The organism is Sphingopyxis sp. (genome assembly GCF_036402335.1).
Classification (GTDB): Bacteria; Pseudomonadota; Alphaproteobacteria; order Sphingomonadales; family Sphingomonadaceae; genus Sphingopyxis.
On sequence record NZ_DASWTD010000052.1, the window covers coordinates 1 to 4,618 of the forward strand.

The following is a 4,618-nucleotide window of genomic DNA, read 5'->3' on the forward strand; positions in this document are numbered from 1 at the left end:
TGGCCCGGCCGGTCAGGCGGTTCGCCTTTTCCTGCAGGTTCATCGTCGGCAGGTTCGGATCATAGGGGAAGGCATAGGGGATCAGGTTGACGACCGGCGTCACGCCGTCGAGGGCGTAGATGATCGTGCTGCCATTGCGGAATTTCACCTTGTCCATCGTGTAGCGAAGGCCGACAGCCACGGTCAGCTTGTCGGTGGCCTTCCATGTGAGGTCGCCATAGATCGCCTTCGACGGGCGCTGGATGTCGAACCTTTGCTCGCCCATGATCGGACCGAAGGGCCCCGCGCCGGCGGCGAGGCATCCCTGATAATAGGCGCCGCCCGCCGGGAAATTGCCACTGTTGTTGATCGCGGCATCGGTCTGGTACGCGACCAGCGTCCGGGCATCGAAAAACCCGTTCGGGTTGACGACGACGGGATCGCAGAAGCCCGCCGAGCCCGGAGTCAGGGTCGGGTCGAGCGCAAAGGCGGGCAGCACGCGGATCGAGTCAGGAGTCCCGATCGGGGCGTTGTTGTAACTGCCGGGAACGCCGAGCCCCAGCAGCAGCGGCCGCAATTCGCCGAAGAAGTCGGGTTCGTTGCGCGTCTTGATCGTGTCCTTGCCGTAATAGAGGCCCCCGACGAAATCGATATTGTCGTCGGAGTAGTTCAGGCGCAGGTCCTGATTGAAATTCTTGCTGCGGCTGTTGAACCGGATCGAGCAGACATTGAGCGGCGAGCCGTCGCAATCGTTCGGCGAGATGCTGTATTTGCCCGTGTCATAACCGGTGATCGAGGTCAGCGTGAAATAGTCGTTGAGTTCCAGCGCGATGTTGAGCGCAACCCCCTTCGACGAGGAAAGCGACTTGCCGCCCTGATCGGCGGACACCTCGTTCTTGCCCAGCGCACGGCCGCCGTTCATGGCGGGATTGAAGCGCGAATAGCCGACGATATCCTCGCCGTTCGCGAACTGACCAATTGAATAGGCGTTGGCCGTCCAGGGATCGTCCTTCGCCGCATAAACCTTCAGGTTGATGTCGAGCGTGTCGCTCGGTTTCCAGCGGAGCGAAATGCGGCCGGCCATCGAATCGGTCGTGGCGGCGTCGCGGCCTTGCGCGGGGTTATATTGCCAGCCGTCGCCTTTCGCGACGGTGCCCGCGACGCGAATGCCAAGGACGTCCGGGACCAGCGTCTTTTCGAAACCGCCCTCGACCGTCTTGGTGTCGTAATTGGCGTAACCGATGGTGAAATAGCCCTCGTCAGCCCCCAGTCCCGGCTTCTTGGTAAAGAAGCTGATCGCGCCGCCGGTGGTGTTACGGCCGTAGAGCGTGCCCTGCGGGCCGCGCAGCACCTCGACGCGGTCGATATCGTAAAGCTGTCCGCCGTGGCTGGCGCGAAAGCTCTGATAGACTTCGTCGACATAGACGCCCACCGGCGACGCGGTGGAGGCCGAAAACTCATTGGCGACCGAAATGCCGCGGAGCGAGAAGTTCGGCTGCGTTTTGCCATAGGGTGTCGAAATTTGCAGGCTGGGCACAGCGCCCATCAGGTCGGAGGTTTCGTTGATGCCCCGCGCTTCCAGCGCATCGCCGCCGATTGCCGAAACGGCCGCCGGAACGTCCTGCAAATTCTGCGCGCGCTTCTGTGCCGTGACGACGATTTCGGCAATCCCGCCGCTGCCGGCGCTTTCGGCTTCGGGCGCAGCGTCGGCCGGCGCCGCTTGTGCATGGGCGGCGCCATGCCATCCGAACAACATCGTGGTGGACAAGCAGCTTGCCAGAATCGCTTTGTTCGTCACGCCTTTTCTCCCGTGGTTAAAGCCCATTCTGTGTGAGCTCTTCGACAGACCGGAGGCTATGGCGACCGCGGCGGCAATGACAGACGAGGTGGCGGGGGGAGCGATGGGGGGGATGCTTGCAGCGGACGCTCCATGGCTATAGCCATGACGGACAGATGGAGGGCGAAGATATGACCATCCAGCCGGGATCGAGGATCGAACCAAAGACGGAGCGCGTCGCAGCAGGGCGCCGCCCGCCGACATCGGCGCGCGGCAAGTTCGCCCCGCCCCGTTTCCCCGCCGACCTGGTCGGGATCGGGCGTTGGCAAGAGGCGCTGGGCGAGCTTTCGGAGCACGAGCTTTGCATCGTGCGGGCACCGGCGGGATACGGCAAAACCGCCTTTGCCGCGGCGCTGTTCGCAAAGGCACAGGCGGCCGGCTGGTTCGCCGGCTGGGTGTCCTTCGATCCCGAGGACAATGAATCGGCGGCGATAGGGCATTTGTTCGAAGCCGTGCGGCTGGCGGGCGGCGATGCCACCGGCGACAGCGTTGCGAGCATTGCGGACGCGCCCGGATCTGCGGCGATCCTGTCGGCGGCGCTGGCCGCCCGGATCGAAGCTTTTGAGCGCCCCCTGCTTCTCGTTCTCGACGATGTCGACCGCCTGACCGATGCGCGCGCGATCGAGGTCCTGAACCGGCTGCTGCGGCACCCGCCGGCCCCGCTCCGGCTGGTCCTCGCGAGCCGGGCGATCACGGCGATCGATGCCGGCGAAGTCGAACGCCGCGGGATGGCGCTCCGTATCGGCGCCGCCGAACTCGGTCTCGGCGATGACGAGGTTCGACTCTTCCTGCAAAATAGCGGTGCGACGCAGGGCGCGTCCGGTGCCACCACGGTCAACGGCTTCGTCGAAGGCTGGCCCGCCGGGGTGCGGCTGGCGGCGCGACATTCCGGGCAGGAAAGCCTGGCAGCGAGGGTCGACCTGCATCTCGCGCCGGTGATCGACGGACTGTCCGATGTCGAGCGCCGCTTTCTGCAACGCTGCGCGACCGCCCCGCAACTGAGCGCCGGGCTTTGCCAGTTGCTGAGCGGCGAAAAGGACAGTGCCGCCATGCTGCAGAGCCTTGTGGCACGCGGCCTCTTCCTCGATCCGCTTGCGGGCGCCGGCGCATGGTATCGCCTGCACCCCGCCTTCCGCGCGGCGCTTCGCCGGAGGCTCGATGCAACAGAACCGGGTGCGGCCGTACAGTTGCATCGCGTGGCGGCGCGCTATTTTTCCGGGCAAGGCATGACCAGCCTCGCCGCCGAACAGGCGGTATCGGCAGGGGATTCCGGACAGGCGGCCATGCTGGTCGCCGAGATCGCGATGCCGATGCTGGCGCGGGGCGAGATCATAGGCCTCGCAACGTGGATGGAGCAATTGCCCGCCGGAGAAATCGGCGCGGTTCCGACGCTGGCACAAGCGCAAGCCTGGCTTTTCACGCTGATGGCCCACCGCGATGCCGAGGGCGCCATTGCCGCGCTCGATACCTGCGGCAGCGCGCAGGAAGCGCGCGCGATCGACCTTGTTCACCGCGCTTACGGTGACGACCGGCCCGTCGACGTCGTCGAGATGTGCGACCAGTTGCTGGGATCGCCCGACGGACTTTCGGATTTCGCCGTCGCGATGATCCGCACCTTACTCGCGCACGGCGCCCTGAAACGCGGGCTGTTCGGGCTGGTGCATGATGCCGTTCGCCCGCTGATGCCGCGCGGCGCAGGGCAACCGCTCGACCTGCCGTTCGCGCTCGCCGTCTGCACCAGGGCGGCGCTGTCGCGCGCGCAGGGACAGTTGGCCGAGGCCGAGCGCGTACTGCGCGACGGCCGGCGTCCCTGCCCGGATTCGAGCCTCGCCGCCGCACTGATCGACGCGGCGCTGGCGCGCTGCTGCTACGAACGCGACGACATGGCGCCCGCCGCCGCCCTCGCCGCCGGTGCGTTGCCTGTGCTCGAGCAAAGCGCCTTTCAGGATGCGTTGATCCCGGCTTTCCTCGTCGCCATCCGTGCGGCGGTGAGCATGGGAGAGGCCGATAAGGCCGCGTCGCTGATCGACCGGGCCGAGCTGATCGCTTTCGAGCGCGAATGGGCGCCGCTGAAAGCGATGTGTATCGTCGAGCGCGCGCGGCTCCGGCTGCCGCAAACGATCGATGCCGAGACCGTCGTCGCGACCGGCGAAGAGGAAGCCGCGGTGCTCGACCCGCTCTCGGCGCAGGCGCGCGCCTTTGCCCTGCTCTCTGAAATGCGGGCCTATGAAGCGATCGCCAACGGCGACCGCCCGCGCCTGACGATGGTCGCCGGGCGGCTGCTTCGCCTCGCGTCCAATGCCGACGATGCCGAACTGCGTGCGACCGCGACGCTGCTCAACATCCTGCCGCAGCTCAGCGGCCGCTGCGACAAGATGGTCGAACTCGAAACGGTGCGCTTCCTCAACCATGCCGCAAGCGTCGGGTTCCGCCGGACGATCGTCGACGTGCTCGACGTCACGGGGGTTCGCGCGGTGCAGAATTTCTGCAGCGAGGCCTATTCTTCGGGGTCCTTCCTCGCGCTCCTGAAACAGGCCGAGCCGTCACGCCGCAACCCGGCGCTCGAGGGCGTCTATTCGGCGGCCCCGGGCGAAGCCTTCTCCTTCCTCACCGAACGCGAGATCGAAATATTGAGTGCGCTGAACGCCGGGGAATCGAACAAGGAAATCGCGCGCACGCTGCAACTGGCCCCCGAAACGGTCAAATGGCACCTCAAGAATGTGATGCGGAAACTGCGCGCGAACACCCGTGAGGAAGCGGTCCAGAATGCCTCGACTCTCGGCCTGAAACTGATCGAGGCGA

2 protein-coding genes are annotated in these 4,618 nt (G+C 65.9%); one reads left to right on the forward strand and one right to left on the reverse strand.

Annotated features, from left to right (window positions below):
* A partial coding sequence (locus tag VGD20_RS01485; protein WP_331132756.1) for a TonB-dependent receptor occupies positions 1-1,777 on the reverse strand: 1,777 nt, incomplete at its 3' end.
* A gap of 116 nt (positions 1,778-1,893) precedes the next feature.
* On the opposite strand from VGD20_RS01485, the gene VGD20_RS01490 reads away from it, so the two are divergent.
* On the forward strand, positions 1,894-4,618 hold a 2,725-nt coding region (locus VGD20_RS01490; protein WP_331132757.1), incomplete at its 3' end, for a helix-turn-helix transcriptional regulator.